This window comes from Burkholderia sp. Z1 (genome assembly GCF_014893795.1).
GTDB classification, from domain to species: domain Bacteria; phylum Pseudomonadota; class Gammaproteobacteria; order Burkholderiales; family Burkholderiaceae; genus Burkholderia; species Burkholderia theae.
In genome coordinates this window covers 60,876-77,784 of record NZ_JACFYL010000001.1, presented here as the reverse complement: position 1 = coordinate 77,784, position 16,909 = coordinate 60,876, and the positions used below count along the sequence as shown (strand labels likewise).

Genomic DNA, 16,909 nt, shown 5'->3' with positions numbered 1-16,909 from the left:
CGGATCAATGCGTTGCAGAAGCCATAACCCGTTGCACAGGCTGTTCGTGCACAGAGGTTTGAGTTGAGCAACTTTTGGCCCTTCTCACAGCTGTGCGGAGTTACCCAGTTTACGTCCACTGTGATTACACACGAAGTGCGTGCGGATTTCGCAAGGTTATCCACAGCATCGGGTGGATAACCTCGCACAGGAAAATCGGGAAACTGTGAGGGATGCGCGCGGCCGGTCAGCCGGCTGACGCGATGCGGCGAGCGCGTAGTGCGCGGATCAGGAAGCGTGCCGGGTCGACGGCTTCGGCGAGTTCGCGCTCGAGCGGCCACGGCTCGCCTTCGAGTTGCGATGCGATCAGTTCGGCGCCGAGGGCGGCCCATACGAGGCCGCGCGAGCCGAAGCCGAAGGCGCCGTAGAGGCCGGGCATGCGCGGCAGGTCGCGCGCCTTGGCGCCGCTCAGCGCGCGTGCGTTCGCGACGGCCTGCGCTTCGTCGGCGAGCAGGCCGATCAGCGGCAGACGGTCGGCGACGACCCAGCGGAACGCGACGCGGCCGCCCAGGGTGCCGACGTCCGACAGGTCGCCGATCAGGCCCGGCAGCAGGTGCCGCACGCGGTCGAGATTTTCGACGTGGCCGGCCATACGCATCGCGGGATCGACGTCGTCGGGTTCGAACGTCGCGCCGATCAGCAGCGTGCCGTCGTCGAGCGGCACCGCGTAACCGTCGCCGATCGTCGGACACGGCAGCGGCGCCGCACTGCCGGGCGGCAGCAGCGTGAGCTGCCCGCGCACCGGTTGCAGCGCGACATGCTGCAGCCCGGCGAGACGCACGGCGTCGCCGGCGTTCGCGATCACGACGACGGGGGCTTCGGCCAGCGTGCTACCGGCCGCGTCGAGCGCATGCCACGTGTCGCCCTGCTGCTCGAGCCGCGCGACGTCGGTGGCCGCGAGCAATCGCACGCGTTCGCCGGCCGCCGCGCATTGCGCCGCGCAAAGCCCGGCTGGCCAGACGGCGCCACCATGCGGAAACAGCAGGCCGCCATGCGCGACCGGCAGGTTCAGATGGGCGCGCGCGGCATCGGTATCAAGCAGCGATGCATAGTCGGACGGCGCGCCGAATGCATCGAATGCGTCGCGCATCCGAGCGAAATCGTCGGCCGATTCGGCGAGATGAATCATCCCTTGCGTGCTGCGCGCGAACGCATGACCTGCGCGTTCGAGCGCACGCCAGCGCGTGATCGCGTGCAGGAAGCCGCTGCGCGTGAGCCGGCTCGCGACGTTGTCGTCGCGCGTCATCAGCGGGTGGAATACGCCGGCCGGATTGCCCGACGCTTCGCTCGCGATCCGTTCGTGCCGCTCGATCAGCGTGACGTCCCAGCCGCGCGCGGCCAGACGTTCGACGACCGCGCAGCCCGCCAGGCCCGCGCCGATCACGATCGCGCGGCGCGCCGCAACGGGCAGCGCGCGCGGCGGCTCGTGCCGGCGCGCGCGCCAGCGTGGCGCATATTCGCCGACGAGCAGATCGTCGACCTCGCGATACGTGAAGCCTGCTTCGCCGAGTGCATGCTTCATGGCGTCGGAATGCGCATGCGTCGCAAACGTCGCGCCTTCGCCGGCGATCTTCGCGCATGCGCGGAACACGTCGTTCGACCACTGATCCGTGTCGTTCGATGTTGCGACGCCGTCGAGACAGAAGGCATCGGCGCGTGCGACGAGCTTCGTCAACATGTCGATCGCATCGCCGAACGCGAGCGTGAGCACCACACGCCCTGCGTCGAATTCGAGCCGGTGCAGGCCCGGCACGAGCATTGGCCATGCGTCGACGAGCGCATCGACGTCCGCCGATATGGTTGTGTTCGCAACGATATGGGAAAGCACTCGGCGCAGGTCGTCGCGCGAGAACGGATGCGGCTCGACCGCGACGAAGTGCAGCCGCTCGCAGCGTGCGGGATCGTCGCGCCACGCGGCCCAGGTCGACAGGAAGCTGTCGCCTGTACCGAAGCGCGTCGCGACCATCGTGAACGCGCGGCGGCCGTGCCAGCGCGCCGGCAGCCCGTTGCCCGCGACGAACGTGCGATGCGTGTGCGCGAGTGCGCCTGACGCGCCGCGATGGAGGTCGCCGAACTCGGGCGAGACGGGCGTGCCGTCGTCGCGAAGCGCGAGCGTGGCGGGAACAAGTCGGTCGGGCATGCGAAACAAAAAACGTGGCAGCCAAGCCTGGCAAGGGATTGCGCGGGGGCGTCCGAGCGGCCGTTGGAAAAAGCCAACGGGGCGGCGCACGGGCGGACCGCGCTGCGTATCCTGTCCGGTTGGCGCAGGTCAAAAAACAGGCAATCGACGATTCATTCGGCGAAATACCGATGAAAATCTTTGAAACCCTTGTCGTTATTGGGTTTGCGCTGCGCTATCATAGCAACGCCGTACCGCGGGGTGGCCGCCGGCAAGCCGGAGGGCGCGTCGCGCGGGCCAGGATTCGGCGCTGTGCCGTCGGAGTCTGACTCTCGACGGCACGGTTCGCGCACGTATAATCGGCGCGTTCGCGCTGTTCGTGTCAACCTAACCTGATAAAGGAACCTTAATGAACAAACAGGAACTGATCGACGCCGTCGCCGCCCAAACGGGCGCCAGCAAGGCTCAAACCGGCGAAACGCTGGACACGCTGCTCGAAGTCATCAAGAAGGCCGTGTCGAAGGGTGATGCGGTTCAGCTGATCGGCTTCGGCAGCTTCGGTTCGGGCAAGCGCGCAGCACGTACGGGCCGCAACCCGAAGACCGGCGAAACCATCAAGATCCCGGCAGCCAAGACGGTCAAGTTCACGGCTGGCAAGGCGTTCAAGGACGCCGTCAACAAGCGTTAAACCAGCGCCTGTTCCAGAAAAAACCCGCCTCTCGGCGGGTTTTTTGTTGGGCGCGCGCGGCATTTTCGCCACAGTCCGCGCCGCTCTTGCAAGATTTAACGGTTGTTTTACAAGCCGTTACGCGTGCACGATCTGCGTGTCGCCGTGATCGTCGTCGTCGTGCGAATCGACATCCCACGCCGGGAACGGATCGTCGAACGCGCTCCATCCCGCCGCGCCGAGTGCGAATTCCGCATCGGTCAGCAGGCACGCATCGAGTTTCTCGCGCCATGCATCGGCGTCGAGCGCGATGCCGATCAGCACGAGTTCCTGCCGGCGATCGCCGACCGCGCGATCGTCGAGATCGCCCTGCCATTCGGCGCGGATTTCGGCGAGCAGGTCGTCGTCGTCCGGCCATTCCGAGCGATCCTGCGCGGCCCACCACAGACCCGCCGGGCCATGCCGGCAGACGCCGCCGGCCTGCGACAGCGAACCCGCGATGTCGTTGCGCGTCGCGAGCCAGAAGAAGCCCTTGCTGCGCAACACGCCCGGCCACTCCTGGTGCAGCAGCGCCCAGAGTCGCGCCGGATGAAACGGCCGGCGTGCGCGGTAAACAAAATTGCCGATCCCGAATTCGTCGGCTTCACCGTGCACGTGCGCGTGATGCTGATCGTGGCAGTCGGGGTCGTCGCAATGCGTGTGATCGTGATCGAGCGACGCGAGCCAGCCCGGCGCGTTCGCGGCCTCGTCGAAATCGAAGCGGCCCGTGTTCAGCACTTCATTCAGCGGAATGTTGCCGAACGTCGACACGACCTGGTGCGCGCGCGGATTGAGCCGCGCGAGGATGTGCTGCAGGCGCGTGAGTTCGTCGGCAGCGACGAGGTCGGCCTTGTTGATCACCAGCACGTCGCAGAATTCGATCTGCTCGATCAGCAGCTCGACGAGCGTGCGGTCGTCGTCTTCCGACGCGGCGATGCCGCGCGTCGCAAGCGCGTCGTCGGAACCGTAGTCGCGCAGGAAGTTGTATGCGTCGACCACGGTAACGAGCGTGTCGAGCCGCGCGATTTTCGACAGCGACGTGCCGTCGTCGTCGACGAATGTGAAAGTTTCGGCGATCGGCATCGGCTCCGCGATACCGGTCGATTCGATCATGATCGCGTCGAAGCGGCCTTCGGACGCGAGGTTGCGGATCTCGACGAGCAGGTCGTCGCGCAGCGTGCAGCAGATGCAGCCGTTCGACATTTCGACGAGGCGTTCCTCGACGTGCGACAGCGCCTGCGCATCGCGCACGAGCGACGCGTCGATGTTGACCGCCGCGAGATCGTTGACGATCACGGCGACTTTCAGGCCCGCGCGGTTCGCGAGGATATGGTTGAGCAGCGTGGTCTTGCCGGCGCCGAGGAAGCCGGACAGCACGGTGACGGGCAACGGCTGGTTCATTGCGGTACGCACCAACGGAAAAAATGAAAAAGCGGCCGCGGCGCCCTTCCGGGGCGCGATCGGCCCGCGGACGGGCGAAGTTGCGGCGTGAGCCCGCATTGTGCATCAAACGCGCGCCGGCCGGCCGGCACGGCGTCAGGCCGCGACGCGGCGCAGCGTCATTGCGCGGGCGGCAGCAGCTTCCATTGCGACAGGATGCCGGCGATCTGCCGCGCGTACTTGTCGCGCAGCGACGGTGTTTCCGAATGATAGGCGCCGACGGCCTGCCACGTGTTGCCGTAGCGGTTCATCTTCTGTTTGAGATGCCACGCGGCGATGTACACGTTCTTGCACGGTTCCATCAGCGTGTCGCGGCCGATCCCGTAGCGCGACAGCGTCGGCAGATGGATCGAATTGATCTGCATCAGGCCGTAGTCGATCGAGCCGTTGGTGTTCTTGTTCAGCGCGTCGGGCCGGTTGTGCGACTCCTGCCACGCGATCGCGCGCAGGATCAGCGGATTGACCTGCTGGTATTTGGCCGCCTCGTCGAAACAATCCGCGCGTGCGTTTGCGCTGGCGAACCACGCGCCGGCGGCGATCAACACGATCGAAGCGAACCGTCTGTTCATGGTGCGGAAACGAAAAGGAATTGCGCGAAGGTCGGGAAAACCCGTGTCTATTACCAGTACGGCGAGAAACGCGTCGCCCGTATCATACCGACAGTCCGTCAGGTTGCGACAGGCAGGCGTACGACAGTCCGGTTATATCGTATTTCCATGTCGGTTCATCGAGAAACGGGGCGATGGCCGGCATGCCGAGGGTAGCTCAGAATCTTACATATTGCATACGACTCGCCGATCACATGTCGTATGTGAGACAGTCCTCTGATCAATGTGATATTTCGGACATGAAAAACTGCTAATGTCGCCCCTTTCGGACTTGGATCCCAGCACTACCGCCGGAAGTGGCCTGAGCCGGCATCGACCCATTCATCCATGACAAGAAATCGCTTCGTTATGCGGCGCGTTGCCACGACCCTGATCGTCGCCGGCATCATCGTCTCGCAGGCCGCCTACGCTCAGGTCACGCTCAACTTCGTCAACGCGGATATCGACCAGGTCGCCAAGGCGATCGGCGCCGCGACCGGCAAGACCATCATCGTCGACCCTCGCGTGAAGGGGCAGCTCAACCTCGTTGCCGAACGTCCGGTGCCGGAAGACCAGGCGCTGAAGACGCTGCAGTCGGCGTTGCGCATGCAGGGCTTCGCGCTCGTGCAGGATCACGGCGTGCTGAAGGTCGTGCCCGAGGCCGACGCGAAGCTGCAGGGCGTGCCGACCTATGTCGGCAATGCGCCGCAGGCGCGCGGCGACCAGGTGATCACGCAGGTGTTCGAGCTGCACAATGAATCGGCGAACAACCTGCTGCCCGTGCTGCGGCCGCTGATTTCGCCGAACAACACGGTGACGGCCTACCCGGCGAACAACACGCTCGTCGTGACCGACTACGCGGACAACGTGCGCCGCATCGCGCAGATCATCGCGGGCGTCGACAGCGCCGCGGGCGCGCAGGTGCAGGTCGTGCCGCTGCGCAACGCGAACGCGATCGACCTTGCCGCGCAACTGCAGAAAATGCTCGACCCGGGCGCGATCGGCAACAGCGACGCGACGCTGAAGGTATCGGTCACGGCCGACCCGCGCACCAACTCGCTGCTGCTGCGCGCATCGAACGCGGCGCGCCTCGCGGCCGCGAAGCGCCTCGTGCAGCAGCTCGACGCACCGAGCGCGGTGCCCGGCAACATGCACGTCGTACCGCTGCGCAATGCCGATGCGACCAAGCTCGCGAAGACGCTGCGCGGGATGCTCGGCAAGAGCGGCAACGACAGCGGCTCGTCGGCGTCGTCCAACGATGCGAACAGCTTCAACCAGAGCGGCGGCTCGTCGTCGAGCGGCAACTTCTCGACCGGCACGTCCGGCACCCCGCCGCTGCCGTCGGGCGGCCTCGGCGGTTCGTCGTCATCGTCGTCCGGGTACGGCGGTTCGTCGGGCAGCGGCGGTCTCGGTACCGCCGGCCTGCTCGGCGGCGACAAGGACAAGAGCGACGACAACCAGCCGGGCGGGATGATCCAGGCCGATGCGGCGACCAACTCGCTGATCATCACCGCGTCGGATCCGGTTTACCGAAACCTGCGTTCGGTGATCGACCAGCTCGACAAGCGTCGCGCGCAGGTTTACATCGAAGCGCTGATCGTCGAGCTGAACTCGACGACAGCCGGCCAGCTGGGTATCCAGTGGCAGGTCGCGAGCGGCGCACTGCTCGCCGGCACGAACCTCGCGGCTACCGCCGGCAGCGTCGCGGGCAACAGCATCATCGGTCTAACGGCCGGGACGGTGAACGCCACCACGGGCGGATTGACCGGCGCCGGGGTGGCGGCGAATCTGTCGTCGCTGAACCAGGGCCTCAACATCGGCTGGCTGCATAACATGTTCGGTGTGCAGGGGCTTGGGGCACTGCTGCAGTACTTCGCGGGCGTGAGCGACGCGAACGTGCTGTCGACGCCTAACCTGATCACGCTCGACAACGAGGAAGCGAAGATCGTCGTCGGCGAGAACGTGCCGATCCCGACCGGTTCGTATTCGAACCTGACGAGCGGCACGACGAGCAACGCGTTCAACACCTACGATCGCCGCGACGTCGGCCTGACGCTGCACGTGAAGCCGCAGATTACCGACGGCGGGATCCTGAAGCTGCAGCTGTACACCGAGGATTCGGCGGTGGACACCGCGACGTCGAACGCGCAGACGGGCCCGTCGTTCACGAAGCGCTCGATCCAGTCGACGATCCTGGCCGACAACGGTGAAGTGATCGTGCTCGGTGGCCTGATGCAGGACGCGTATCAGGTGTCGAACAGCAAGGTGCCGCTGCTCGGCGACATCCCGTGGATCGGCCAGTTGTTCCGCTCGGAAAGCAAGCAGCGCAAGAAGACCAACCTGATGGTGTTCCTGCGCCCGGTGATCATCGGCGATCGCGATACCGCGCAGGCCGTCACCGCGAACCGCTATGACTACATTCAGGGCGTGACGGGCGCGTACAAGTCGGACAACAACGTGATCCGCGATAAGGACGACCCGATCGTCCCGCCGATGCCGCTGGGCCCGAGCCAGGGCGGTACGCCGGCCGGAAACCTGTTCGATCTCGACAAGATGCGCCGTCAGCAGATGCAACGCCAGGTGGCGCCGCCGGCCGAACAGGCACCCGCGCAGCCGCAGGGCGTACCGCTGCAGGCGGTGCCGCAACAGCCGCTGACCGCCACGCCGGGAGCCTCGCAGTGAGCGACGTGCTCGCGTCTTCCGCCCACGACGGCGCGCCGGGCGAACGGCAGCCGCCGTCGCCGCTCGCCGCGCGCCTGTTGCCGTACGGCTTCGCGAAGAGCGGCCAGGTGCTGATCGCGCATCAGCTCGACGACACGCTCGAGGTGTGGATCAGCGAACGCACGAGCGACGCCGCGCTCGCGGAAATCGCGCGCAACTTCGGCTCGATTTCCGTGCACCGCGTGCCGGCCGACGAACTCGCGCAGGCGATCAACCAGGCCTACTCGCGTCATGACGGCAGCGCCGCGCAGGTGGTCGGCGAGGTCGAAGGCGAAGTCGACCTGTCGCGGCTGATGCAGGACATCCCCGAAGTCGAGGATCTGCTCGAATCGGAAGACGACGCGCCGATCATCCGGATGATCAACGCGCTGCTCACGCAAGCGGCGCGCGAACACGCATCGGACATTCACATCGAGCCGTTCGAGAATGCGTCGGTCGTGCGCTTTCGCGTCGACGGCACGCTGCGCGACGTCGTGCGCCCGAAGAAGGCACTGCACGGCGCACTGATCTCGCGGATCAAGATCATGGCGCAGCTCGACATCGCCGAGAAACGCTTGCCGCAGGACGGCCGCATCACGCTGCGCGTCGGCGGCCGGCCGGTCGACGTGCGTGTGTCGACGCTGCCGACCGGGCACGGCGAGCGCGCGGTGCTGCGTCTGCTGGAAAAGGATGCGCAGCGCCTGAACCTCGAGGCGCTCGGGATGGGCCGCGACACGCTGCGCGAGTTCGACAAGCTGATCGCGCGCCCGCACGGCATCGTGCTCGTCACGGGCCCGACGGGTTCGGGCAAGACGACGACGCTGTATGCGTCGATGTCGCGGCTCGAAACCGCGACGACCAACATCATGACCGTCGAGGACCCGATCGAATACGATCTCGGCGGCATCGGCCAGACGCAGGTGAACGAGCGGATCGGGATGACCTTTGCCCGTGCGCTGCGCTCGATCCTGCGCCAGGATCCGGACGTGATCATGATCGGCGAAATCCGCGACCTCGAAACCGCGCAGATCGCGGTGCAGGCGTCGCTGACGGGCCACCTCGTGCTCGCGACGCTGCACACGAACGACGCGGCATCGGCCGTCACGCGTCTGACCGACATGGGCGTCGAGCCCTACCTGCTCGCGTCGTCGCTGCTCGGCGTGCTCGCGCAGCGTCTGGTGCGGCAGCTCTGCCCCGTCTGCAAGGAAGAGCGGCACGAGGACGGCCGCATCGTGTGGCACCCGGTCGGCTGCGACAAGTGCGGGCATTCGGGTTACTCGGGCCGCCGCGGTGTATACGAACTGCTGCTGGTCGACGACGCGATCCGCTCGCTGATCCATCGCAACGCGGCCGACGCGGAGATTCTGGCCGCCGGCCGCGCGGAAGGGATGCGCACGCTGCGCGACGATGCCGAGCGCTGGCTCGCGGCCGGCGCGACGTCGCTCGAGGAAGTGCTGCGCGTGACGGGAGGCGCATAGCGCGATGCCGGCATTCCGTTTCGAAGCAATCGATTCGGCGGGACGCGCGCAGAAAGGCGTCATCGATGCCGACAGCGCGCGGTCCGCGCGTGGCCAGTTGCGCACGCAGGGGCTCACGCCGCTCGTCGTCGAGCCGGCCGCCAGCGCGACGCGCGGCGCGCGTTCGCAGCGGCTCGCGTTCGGCCGCAAGCTGTCGCAGCGCGAACAGGCGATCCTCACGCGCCAGCTCGCGAGCCTGCTGATCGCCGGGCTGCCGCTCGACGAGGCGCTCGGCGTGCTGACCGAGCAGTCTGAACGTGACTACATCCGCGAACTGATGGCCGCGATCCGCGCCGAGGTGCTCGGCGGCCATTCGCTCGCGAATGCGCTGGGCCAGCATCCGCGCGATTTCCCGGAAATCTACCGTGCGCTGGTCGCCGCCGGCGAGCACACGGGCAAGCTCGGTATCGTGCTGTCGCGCCTGGCCGACTACATCGAGCAGAGCAACGCGCTGAAGCAGAAGATCCTGCTGGCGTTTACGTATCCGGGGATCGTCACGCTGATCGCGTTCGGCATCGTCACGTTCCTGCTGAGCTATGTCGTGCCGCAGGTCGTCAACGTGTTCGCGAGCACGAAACAGCAGCTGCCGATGCTGACGATCGTGATGATGGCGCTGTCGGATTTCGTGCGGCACTGGTGGTGGGCGATCCTGATCGCGGTCGCGCTGATCGTGTGGTTCGTGAAGGCGACGCTGTCGCGCGACGGGCCGCGGCTCGCGTTCGACCGCTGGGTGCTGACCGCGCCGCTCGCGGGCAAGCTCGTGCGCGGCTACAACACGGTGCGCTTCGCGAGCACGCTCGGCATCCTGACCGCAGCTGGCGTGCCGATCCTGCGCGCGTTGCAGGCGGCCGGCGAGACGCTGTCGAACCGCGCGATGCGCGCGAACATCGACGACGCGATCGTGCGTGTGCGCGAAGGCTCCGCGCTGTCGCGCGCGCTGAACAACGTGAAGACGTTTCCGCCGGTGCTGGTGCACCTGATCCGTTCCGGCGAAGCGACGGGCGACGTGACGACGATGCTCGACCGCGCGGCCGAAGGCGAGGCGCGCGAGCTGGAACGCCGCACGATGTTCCTGACGAGCCTGCTGGAACCGCTGCTGATCCTGGCGATGGGCGGCATCGTGCTCGTGATCGTGCTGGCCGTGATGCTGCCGATCATCGAGCTGAACAACATGGTGCAGTAACGGCCTGACCAGTGGGTCGGGCCGTCACCGTTCAACGCATGTAGATCGCGGGGGACGGCGTGTTCGCCGGAAGCTGGATTTCGGCGCGGGCGCCGTTGCGGTCGACGATGATCGAGCGGGGGCGGACTTCGGCGAGCTTCGCGCCGGGCGTGACCTCCGCGCCGAGCGACACGGCGCGCGGCGGTTCGCCGCCGATGCCGACGATCGCGGCGGCGCCGCGGTCGAGCGAGAGAATGCCGAACAGGTGGATGTCCTGCACGGGATTCTTGTCGAGCTGACCGCCGAAGAGCGCCGCGGCGTCCTCGGTGCGGATCGGCAGCCGCGCGGCGGCGGCGGGCAGCGGTGCTTCGCGGGCCGATAGCGTGACGACCCAATAGGTGGCCGTCGCGCACAAACCCGCGAAGAGGGCTAGGGAAAGGATCCGGATCGAGAGCGCGTTCATGCGCGCTATTGTACGGATGTATATGAAATTTGCGTTGGGTGAAAGCCCTCGGCAATGCGCGCCTTACAATGCGTGCTCCGCGCCCGCGGGTTCGGAAGCTTGCCGTCAGGGAATCGTCCGGGTGTGCCGGGTGCGTCACTCAACCAACGACATTTTTTTGGAAAGAGGTAGTCAGTCATGCAAACGTGGATCACTCGCCGCAACGCGGCCGTGCGTCGTCAGCGCGGTTTCACGCTGATCGAGATCATGGTGGTGGTCGCGATCCTCGGGATCCTGGCGGCACTGATCGTGCCGAAGATCATGAGCCGCCCGGACGAAGCGCGCCGCATCGCCGCGAAGCAGGACATCGGCACGATCATGCAGGCCCTCAAGCTGTACCGTCTCGACAACGGTCGTTATCCGAGCCAGGAGCAGGGCCTGAACGCGCTGATCCAGAAGCCGTCCACCGATCCGATCCCGAATAACTGGAAGGACGGCGGTTACCTCGAGCGCCTGCCGAACGACCCGTGGGGCAACGGCTACAAGTACCTGAACCCGGGCGTGCACGGCGAGATCGACGTGTTCAGCTACGGCGCCGACGGCAAGGAAGGCGGCGAAGGCAACGATTCCGACATCGGTTCGTGGCAATAAGCCGTCGCTGATCGGCCCGCCGCTTCGGTCCCGTTCTTCATGCTCGCCATTCGCACGACCTCCCGCTGCGGCCGCGATTGCCGTGTGCGTCGCGGTGCGGCGCCGTTCGTCCCGGCGCGTGCCGATAGCGGGCCGCTGAAGCGCGACGCGCGCGGCTTCACGCTGCTCGAAATGCTGGTCGTGCTCGTGATCGCGGGGCTGCTCGTATCGCTCGCGTCGTTGTCGCTGACGCGCAATCCGCGCACCGACCTGCGCGAGGAGGCGCAACGCGTCGCGCTGCTGTTCGAGACCGCCGGCGACGAAGCTCAGGTCCGCGCGCGCCCGATCGCGTGGCAACCGACCGCGCACGGCTTCCGGTTCGACGTGAGTTCGGCCGACGGCTGGCGCACGCTGCGCGACGACCTGCTGCGCCCGCGCGACTGGGACGGCGGCGTCACGGGCGCCGACATCGACTACCCGGGTTCCGACACGCACGCGAGCCGGGTCGTGTTCGGCACCGAGAGCATCGACACGCCGGTGCGCGTGACGCTGCATTCGGCCGTCGGCAGCGCGACGATCGTCGGCACCGGCAACGGCCGCTACGAGGTGCAATGACGATGCGTCGTCGCCTGCCCTTCCCCGTTTCCTCATCCCGCGGCTTCACGATGATCGAGGTGCTCGTCGCGCTCGCGATCATCGCGGTCGCGCTCGCCGCGTCGATCCGCGCGGTCGGCACGATGGCGACCAACGCGTCCGACCTCCATCGCCGGCTGCTCGCCGGCTGGAGCGCCGACAACGCGCTCGCGCAACTGCGGCTCACGCATGCGTGGCCGGAGATCGGCGAGCAAAGTTTCGACTGCTCGCAAGGCAACGTGCAGCTCGTCTGCACGCAGCGCGTGAGCACCACGCCGAACCCCGTGTTCCGGCGTGTCCGGGTTTCGGTGAGCATGCCCGGGCATTCCGGCGTGCTCGCACAGATGGTGACGGTGATCGCGAATGAAACCAGCCGTCCGCTCTGACGCGCCGATGCGACGCTCGCCCACCCGCTCCGCCCGCGGCTTCACGCTGATCGAGCTGATGATCGCGATCGCGATTCTCGCGGTGGTCGCGATCCTCGCGTGGCGCGGGCTCGACCAGATCATGCGCGGCCGCGACAAGGTGGCGGCCGCGATGGAAGACGAGCGCGTCTTCGCGCAGATGTTCGACCAGATGCGCATCGACGCGCGGCTTGCCGCGACCGACGACGAGGCCGGCCAGCCGGCGATCGGCGTCGCCGGCAATACGCTGCAGATCGTCCGCGAATTCGAGGTGCCGGGCGCCGCGCCGCGGCTGCAGGTGGTCCGTTACCGGATCGCCGGCGGGCGCGTCGTGCGTTATGCGTCGCCGCCGATCGACGACGCGAACCGGCTGCGCAGCACGCTGAAGGACAGCAGCGTCGAAGGCTGGAGCTGGGTCGCGCTGATGGGCGGCGTCGGCGCGATCGACGCGAAGCTGTACGTGCCGCGCGTGGGCTGGACGACCAATCTGCAGACGGCCGACGATGCGCTCGCGCAGAACAACGATGCGCTCAAGGTGCCGCAGATCGGCAACGCGCCGCCGGCGCGTGCGGTGACGGGGCTGCAGGTCAGCATCGGCGCGACGTCGCTGCGCGTGCCGGTCACGCGCATCTTCCTCGTCGGGGAATGACGATGCGCGTGCGCCGTCACCGTTCATTGCTCACCCACCGCGCTGCCGTGCGCACGCGTGCACGCCGCCGCGAGCGCGGCGCGGCGATCATCACCGCGCTGCTCGTTGTCGCGCTGTCGGCGATCCTCGTCTCGGGGATGCTGTGGCGCCAGCAGGTGCAGATCCGACGCATCGAGAACCAGCGCGTGATCGCGCAGGCGCAGTGGGTCGCGCGCGGCGCGCTCGACTGGACGCGGATGATCCTGCGCTCGGAAGGCGACACGGCGCCTGGCATCACGTATCTCGGCGGAATCTGGGGCGTGCCGATCGCGAAGACGAAGCTGTCGGATTTCCTCGGCCGAATCGGCGCGCCGAACGACAACGGCGGCGAAGACACCTATATCTCCGGCTCGATCGAGGACGCGCAGGCGAAGTTCAACCTGCGCAACCTCGTGGCGTCGCCGGCGCCCGGCGTGCTGCAGCTGAACGTCACGCAGCTGCAGGCGTTCCAGCGCCTGCTGACCACGCTCGGCTTCGACGGCGCGTTCGCGAAGCGCATCGCGCTGCAGGTGCGTGCGGGCCTCATGCATTCGGCGACGCGCTTCCAGATGCCGACGCTGCCGGGCGGCGGCGGCACGGCGCCGGCCATCGCGCCGGTGACCACCGACGAGCAGGGTGGCAGCGGCTTCACCGACGATCCCGGCATGACCGGCGGCGACCGCGGGCCCGCGCCGCTGATGATGACCGGTGTCGACAGCCTGCTCGACGTCGACGGCGTGACGCCCGAGATGGTCGCGCGGCTGCGCCCGTTCGTCACCGTGCTGCCGACCACGACGCCCGTGAACATGAATACCGCACCGGCCGAGGTGATCGCGGCGCTCGTGCCAGGGATGAGCGTGTCGTCCGCGCAGGCGCTCGTGTCGCGCCGCGAGACCGTGTTTTTCCGCAACGTCGGCGATGTGCAGCTCGCGCTGCGCGGTGCCGGCGCGCCGAACGTGACGATCGACTCGAACCTCGTCGACGTCAATTCGAGTTATTTCATCGTGCATGGCCGGATCCAGCACGATCGCGCGGAGGTCGACCGCACCTCGCTCGTGTATCGTGATCCGACCACGCACTCGACGCGGGTCGTGCGCATCCGCGACCAGCTATAACAACGCCATTCGGGAGAGGAGCTCTTGTGAGCACGTTGATTGTTTCTTTGCCGCCGCGCGAGCCTGCCGTGCCGTTGCAGGAATGGCAGTGGCCCGAACTGCCGTTCACGCTCGTCGACAAGGCCGGCCATGTGCAGCGCGCGGGCCGCGCCGCGCTTGCGTTGCTGCCGCGCGCGAATGCGACGGTACTGATCGTCGCCGCGCGCGACGTGCTGCTGCTGGCCGCGATGGTGCCGCCGCTCAAGGGACCGAAGCTGCGCCAGGCGCTGCCCAACATCGTCGAGGATCAACTGATCCAGGATCCGCTCGGCTGCCACATCGCGCTCGATCCGGCCGCGCTGCCCGACGGGCGCCGCGTGCTGGCGATCGTCGATCGCGCGTGGTTTCGCACGATCTGCGACGCGTTCACGGCGGCCGGCCACCGGCACCTGAGCGCGGTGCCCGCGACCCGCTGCCTGCCGGCGCCGCGCACGTCGGCCGAGGCCGCAGCCGCGGTCGCAGCCGCCGCGCCGGCCGACGGTGAGATCGCGAACCTTGCCGATGCCGCGCTGGCCGCGGGCGCCGTCGAGCCGTCCGCCCACCCGCCCGCGGTCGCCGCGGTGCTTGGGCTCGCGGCGGCAGTCGAACCGGCGCTCGTCGAGGCCGGCGCGCTGCCGGCCGCGGCCGGCGCGCCGCGCCTGGAACTTGCGGTCGCGCGCGGCGCGCTCGGCGAAGGCTTCGCGGCGCCCGCGGCGCGCGCGGCTGGCACGCTGGCCGCGCTCGCGGGCGGCGGCGACGTCGAACTGTATGAACTCGGCGAACCGGGCGCGGAGCCGCGCCTCGCGTCGGTCGGCCGCACCGACGGCCCGCTGCTGCCGGGTGCCGCGCCGCTGTCGTTCGACACGTTCGCACGGCGCGCGCTGACCGAGCGGTTCGATCTGTGCCAGTTCGAATTCGAGTCGCAGCCGTGGCGCTTCGACCGTGCGACGGTGAAGCGCCTGCGCGTGCCGCTCGCACTCGTCGCGGCGACGCTCGGCGTCGCGGTGATCGGGATGAACCTGCACTGGTGGAAGCTGTCGCGCGAGCGCGATGCGCTGTCGGCGCAGATCACCGAAACGCTGCTGTCCGCGTTCCCGAAGACGACGACGGTGCTCGATCCGCCCGCGCAGATGCAGCGCCAGCTCGATCAGTTGCGCCTCGCGGCCGGCGAGCTGTCGCCGAACGATTTCCTCGCGCTGTCGAGCGGCCTGACGCGCTCGATGGGCGCGCTGCCGCTGAACGGCATCGCGTCGCTCGACTATCACGACCGGCGGCTCGACGTCGGCTTCAAGCCGGAGGTCAAGGTCGATCCCGATTTCCCGCAGCGCCTCGCGCGTAACGGACTGTCCGGCGAAGTCGACAGCAACACGGGCAAATGGACGATCCGGAGCCGCTCATGAAAACGGAACAACTGAACCAGACGCTGGCCCAGTTCTGGGGTGAGCGCTCGCAGCGCGAGAAGATGCTGCTCGGCTGGGGCGGCGCCGTGCTGGCCGTCGTGATCGCCTATTCGGTGCTGTGGGCGCCCGCACAGGAAGGCCGCGCACGGATCCAGCGCGAGCTGCCGACGATGCGCCGCGAACTCGCGCAGATGACCGCGCAGGCGAACGAGGCGAAGTCGCTGACCGCCGCCGCGCAGGGCGTCGCGCCCACTGGCCTGGCGTTGAAGGACGCGCTGACCGCGTCGCTGTCCGATCACGGGCTGCAGGGCGCGCAGGTGCAGATCGTCGGCAACGGCGTGCAGGTCCAGATGAAGAACGTGTCGTTCCCGGCGTGGACGCAGTGGCTCGACGACGCGCGCCGGCAGTTCAAGGTGCAGGTCGGCGAGGCGCACGCGACCGCGCTGAAGGAAGATGGCCAGGTCGACCTGACGGCCGTAATGCAACCGTCGACGCAGAAATGACGCAGTGGATGACGCAAGTGGCGGTCGGCCGATGAGGCCGTGGACGAAGCGGCTCGCCACCGCATTGCCGTGGGTACTGGCGGGCGGACTGGCGACGGCGGTGACGCTCGTCGCGCTCGCGCCGGCCGCGTGGATCGCGCCGCAATTCGCACGCGCGACCGGCGGGCACGTGAATCTCGTCGATCCGGACGGCTCGCTGTGGCACGGCTCGGGCACGCTGATGCTCGCGCCGGGCGCCGACCAGAGCGCGGCGACGCTGCTGCCGGGCCGGGTCGAATGGACCACCCGCTTCTGGCCGCTGCTGACCGGGCGCGTGCAGATGCGCATGCGGCAGACCGAGGCGATGCCCGACGCCGTCACGCTCGATGCGACGTGGCGCGGTGCGGTGCTGTCGGCGGGCACGATGGCCGTGCCGGCGTCGCTGCTCGCGGGGCTCGGCACGCCGTTCAACACGCTCGACCTGCAGGGCGACGTGCGGGTCGGCTGGAGCGACTGGCGCCTGTTCGGCAACAACGCGTTCGGCCAGCTGACGGTGACGATCGATTCGATGAGTTCGCGCGTGTCGCGCGTGAAGCCGCTCGGCTCGTACCGCGCGGTGCTGCAGGCGAAGGGGGCGGGCGCCGATCTCGACCTGTCGACGACGCAGGGCCCGCTGTTCCTCGACGGGCACGGCAACTTCGGCGCCGGTCAGGGATCGTTCCGCGGCACCGCACATGCGGCGCCCGAGCAGCAGGCGAACCTCGCCGGGCTGCTGAACCTGCTCGGCCACCCGATCGGGAACAACGAGGTGTCGCTGATCTTCGGCGACGCGCAGCGCTGACGCGCGC

At 68.0% G+C, this 16,909-nt stretch carries 16 protein-coding genes; 12 read left to right on the top strand and 4 right to left on the bottom strand.

Annotated features, from left to right (window positions below):
* Positions 1-226 precede the first annotated feature (226 nt).
* A complete protein-coding gene (gene mnmC, locus H3H55_RS00350; RefSeq protein WP_193097381.1) occupies positions 227-2,179 on the bottom strand; it encodes a bifunctional tRNA (5-methylaminomethyl-2-thiouridine)(34)-methyltransferase MnmD/FAD-dependent 5-carboxymethylaminomethyl-2-thiouridine(34) oxidoreductase MnmC in 1,953 nt (650 codons plus the stop codon).
* A 388-nt stretch (positions 2,180-2,567) separates the two neighbouring features.
* Here mnmC and H3H55_RS00345 point away from each other — a divergent pair, with 388 nt between their 5' ends.
* On the top strand, positions 2,568-2,846 hold the full coding sequence (locus tag H3H55_RS00345) for an HU family DNA-binding protein (RefSeq protein ID WP_006401505.1): 279 nt from the start codon (positions 2,568-2,570) through the stop codon (positions 2,844-2,846).
* Positions 2,847-2,963: 117 nt separating this feature from the next.
* Here the strand turns inward: H3H55_RS00345 and H3H55_RS00340 are convergent, their stop codons facing one another.
* Positions 2,964-4,277 carry a GTP-binding protein gene (locus H3H55_RS00340; protein ID WP_319022284.1) on the bottom strand — a complete coding sequence of 438 codons (1,314 nt, stop codon included), beginning with the start codon at positions 4,275-4,277 and terminating at the stop codon, positions 2,964-2,966.
* Positions 4,278-4,423: 146 nt separating this feature from the next.
* On the bottom strand, positions 4,424-4,873 hold the full coding sequence (locus tag H3H55_RS00335; RefSeq protein WP_129513343.1) for a lytic transglycosylase domain-containing protein: 450 nt from the start codon (positions 4,871-4,873) through the stop codon (positions 4,424-4,426).
* Positions 4,874-5,260: 387 nt separating this feature from the next.
* On the opposite strand from H3H55_RS00335, the gene gspD reads away from it, so the two are divergent.
* From gspD to gspF, 3 genes are read left to right on the top strand one after another with little or no spacing between them, the layout of a single operon-like run.
* Entirely contained in the window at positions 5,261-7,573 is a 2,313-nt protein-coding gene (gene gspD / locus H3H55_RS00330) for a type II secretion system secretin GspD (RefSeq protein WP_193097379.1), read from the top strand.
* A 5-nt stretch (positions 7,574-7,578) separates the two neighbouring features.
* Positions 7,579-9,069 carry a type II secretion system ATPase GspE gene (gspE, locus tag H3H55_RS00325; protein WP_413463964.1) on the top strand — a complete coding sequence of 497 codons (1,491 nt, stop codon included), beginning with the start codon at positions 7,579-7,581 and terminating at the stop codon, positions 9,067-9,069.
* Positions 9,070-9,073: 4 nt separating this feature from the next.
* Positions 9,074-10,291: a type II secretion system inner membrane protein GspF gene (gene gspF, locus H3H55_RS00320; protein WP_193097377.1), complete on the top strand. Its 1,218-nt coding sequence runs from the start codon at positions 9,074-9,076 to the stop codon at positions 10,289-10,291.
* A gap of 31 nt (positions 10,292-10,322) precedes the next feature.
* Here the strand turns inward: gspF and H3H55_RS00315 are convergent, their stop codons facing one another.
* Positions 10,323-10,733 (bottom strand): type II secretion system protein N, encoded by a 411-nt coding sequence (locus H3H55_RS00315; RefSeq protein WP_129513339.1) that lies wholly within the window; start codon positions 10,731-10,733, stop codon positions 10,323-10,325.
* A 177-nt stretch (positions 10,734-10,910) separates the two neighbouring features.
* On the opposite strand from H3H55_RS00315, the gene gspG reads away from it, so the two are divergent.
* From gspG to H3H55_RS00275, 8 genes are read left to right on the top strand one after another with little or no spacing between them, the layout of a single operon-like run.
* Positions 10,911-11,363, top strand: a complete 453-nt coding sequence (gene gspG, locus H3H55_RS00310) for a type II secretion system major pseudopilin GspG (protein ID WP_193097376.1) — start codon at positions 10,911-10,913, stop codon at positions 11,361-11,363.
* Positions 11,364-11,402: 39 nt separating this feature from the next.
* Positions 11,403-11,957 carry a GspH/FimT family pseudopilin gene (locus H3H55_RS00305; protein WP_193097375.1) on the top strand — a complete coding sequence of 185 codons (555 nt, stop codon included), beginning with the start codon at positions 11,403-11,405 and terminating at the stop codon, positions 11,955-11,957.
* 2 nt (positions 11,958-11,959) lie between these two features.
* Positions 11,960-12,361, top strand: a complete 402-nt coding sequence (gspI, locus tag H3H55_RS00300) for a type II secretion system minor pseudopilin GspI (protein WP_193099428.1) — start codon at positions 11,960-11,962, stop codon at positions 12,359-12,361.
* Positions 12,339-13,028 (top strand): type II secretion system protein J, encoded by a 690-nt coding sequence (locus tag H3H55_RS00295; RefSeq protein WP_048247973.1) that lies wholly within the window; start codon positions 12,339-12,341, stop codon positions 13,026-13,028. The genes gspI and H3H55_RS00295 overlap by 23 nt, the downstream gene beginning before the upstream one ends.
* A gap of 2 nt (positions 13,029-13,030) precedes the next feature.
* Positions 13,031-14,161: a type II secretion system minor pseudopilin GspK gene (gene gspK / locus H3H55_RS00290; RefSeq protein WP_226799892.1), complete on the top strand. Its 1,131-nt coding sequence runs from the start codon at positions 13,031-13,033 to the stop codon at positions 14,159-14,161.
* Positions 14,162-14,187: 26 nt separating this feature from the next.
* Complete coding sequence (gene gspL / locus H3H55_RS00285) at positions 14,188-15,579, top strand: type II secretion system protein GspL (RefSeq protein ID WP_193097373.1); 1,392 nt, start codon at positions 14,188-14,190, stop codon at positions 15,577-15,579.
* On the top strand, positions 15,576-16,082 hold the full coding sequence (gene gspM / locus H3H55_RS00280; protein ID WP_129513335.1) for a type II secretion system protein GspM: 507 nt from the start codon (positions 15,576-15,578) through the stop codon (positions 16,080-16,082). The genes gspL and gspM overlap by 4 nt, the downstream gene beginning before the upstream one ends.
* Positions 16,083-16,113: 31 nt before the next feature.
* Positions 16,114-16,902 (top strand): type II secretion system protein N, encoded by a 789-nt coding sequence (locus H3H55_RS00275; protein ID WP_129513334.1) that lies wholly within the window; start codon positions 16,114-16,116, stop codon positions 16,900-16,902.
* Positions 16,903-16,909 lie beyond the last annotated feature (7 nt).